The 2,067-nt window shown below is 56.2% G+C and carries 2 protein-coding genes; one reads left to right on the top strand and one right to left on the bottom strand.

Annotation, left to right across the window (positions count from 1 at the left end):
* A partial coding sequence (locus tag A7X77_RS30835; RefSeq protein WP_064686593.1) for a DUF7380 domain-containing protein occupies positions 1 to 1,619 on the bottom strand: 1,619 nt, incomplete at its 3' end.
* A gap of 217 nt (positions 1,620 to 1,836) precedes the next feature.
* On the opposite strand from A7X77_RS30835, the gene A7X77_RS30830 reads away from it, so the two are divergent.
* Positions 1,837 to 2,067 (top strand): helix-turn-helix domain-containing protein (locus A7X77_RS30830; protein ID WP_156668184.1); only part of this gene is annotated, 231 nt, incomplete at its 3' end.

The following is a 2,067-nucleotide window of genomic DNA, read 5'->3' as shown; positions in this document are numbered from 1 at the left end:
TTGGTGGCGTTGTCGAACGTGGAAACGTCGTGGCCTCGTCCTTTTAGCATGTGGCGGATCGAGGCCTCCAGCAGTGGCGTTAAGATGTAGAGACCGCTCACCGGGTCACCCTGAAAGAAGCGGCGAAAACCTCTGCTGTACGTTCGGACCAGCTCTTTCGGCACGAACCCACTGTACTTCAGCAGCGCGGAGAATGTTTCGTCCGTCACAAAATAGCGCTCATTGATCAGCCTGCGTGCTGTCTGAATGTCCCCAGCGGCATATATCTGCCTTCGAATACGTCCCGATTGTGCAATCGACGCCCTGAGGCTTTCATCTGTAGGGGCCGACATCAGATCAACGCCTGGCGAGCGATACGAAATCTTTCCGTCTCGATCATGAAACGAAGCGGAAATGATCGAGGACAACGGGTTGTCGTCGATGCTTCTTATTGCCTCCGCACGAAGCTCTTCCGGGGATGGCGAATGTGACATATCGGCGAAGCCGAAGAGCATGTCGCGCAAAGGTAGGCCCTCGAACGAAGCTTCTCTTTCAGCAATGATTTCCTTCAGATCAATCTCGTGGGAAAAACTTCCCATCTCTTCGGCTATGTTGGTCTGCACATCGACGAGACGATGGCGAAGTTCGCGTCGCCGTTCTTTGACGTCGGGTATCCCGTGCAGTTCGGAGATGGCATCGGCAAGAAGTCCCGCGGCCATCATCGCCGAATTTCCCTCCGCTCGCTGTGCCATACGCACCTGGGTATCGACCGCTTCGAGCCTGCATCGGTAATGGTCAGGCATTGATCCGCCCTGATGGTAAGCCGAGGCGGAAAGCCTAAGGAGATCGAGGCGGTCGTGGTCATCAGCGACGTCGTTCTTCTGCAGCCAACCTTCAGTTGAACCGCCGATATCGAGCGCGGGAACGACATCGTACTGAAGGGCGAGTTTGGCTATGCGCTGCACGTCTCGCAGATTTGTTCCGGTTAATGCGTCGCGGAAAAGCACACCCACCAACTGTCGAGCATCAGCTTCCTCAGGCCTGCCAAGGCCGACGGATCGCATAGTCGCGAGACTTAACGCTCGCTTCAACAGATCGCGAGCTTGAGCGCTATAGGGGGAGTTTGACCTCTCAAATCGGAACTTTTTGGCTCCGGTTGCAACGTCACGGACTGTCTGACAGTAGGCGGAGATCGCCGCAAGGCCAAGATCGACACGCCGCCGGTTCAGAAGCCAGGCAACATCGCAAAGGCGAGCTTTAAGCGTTGTGTCAGTAGCGGTTTCGGCCATCATGGCAACCGCATCTGCCGTGGCTTGGAAGTCTGCAGGTATTGCGGATCGTCTACCTTCCATTTGCACCATCGGCCCATACGGGTCATTGACGTCGTTTGGCCTGAAATGAAAGCCGCACAACGCACTCAGTGCCGCATAGACGACTGCGTAGTTCTCGTTGCCGTCTTCTCCGGCAACTTCCGCCGCTTTCGAGAACAGGTCTTGATACTCGCGGCAGTCAGCGGCGGCCGCTCCGTCGATGGCCCGCTCGAAGTTGACACCGTCAAGCATCTCTGCGGTGATGGAATGGTATCGCGGCCTAGTGGCTACCGCTTCTGCAGGTTGCTCATTGCCGTCATCAGCCGTCATCCCGTCTCACCTTTCCCAGAACGATAGCGAATCGTTGTAGCGCCAAGAATTCGCATTGTACGTTTGAACGCCCTACATCAGAGGTAGCGCGAGTCGGCCACGCACGGAAATGGACCCTCCTGCCTCAGCCAGGCGTCACTTGGCTCCCGCGGCGTTGACCTCATATTTACAAACCGAACCGAAAATGATCTTTGCCCTATGGGGATGACGGACTGAAATGAGCAAGCGACCAAAAGCGACAATCAAGCCCACCCTATTGGTATGGGCCAGGGAGACTGCGGGGTTTGACCTTTCGACCGCAGCCGAAAAGCTTGACGTCGATGAGGAAAAGCTTGCTGCTTGGGAGATGGGTGAAGACCAGCCATCCATTCCCCAGCTGCGAAAAGCTGCTGAGCTATACAAGCGCCCGCTCGCGGTACTGTACCTTCAAGAGCAGCCCTTGACGTTC

Source organism: Rhizobium bangladeshense (assembly GCF_001662075.1).
Lineage (GTDB): Bacteria > Pseudomonadota > Alphaproteobacteria > Rhizobiales > Rhizobiaceae > Rhizobium > Rhizobium bangladeshense_B.
The sequence above is the reverse complement of the archived record's forward strand: the minus strand, read 5'-3'. Positions and strand labels throughout refer to the sequence as shown.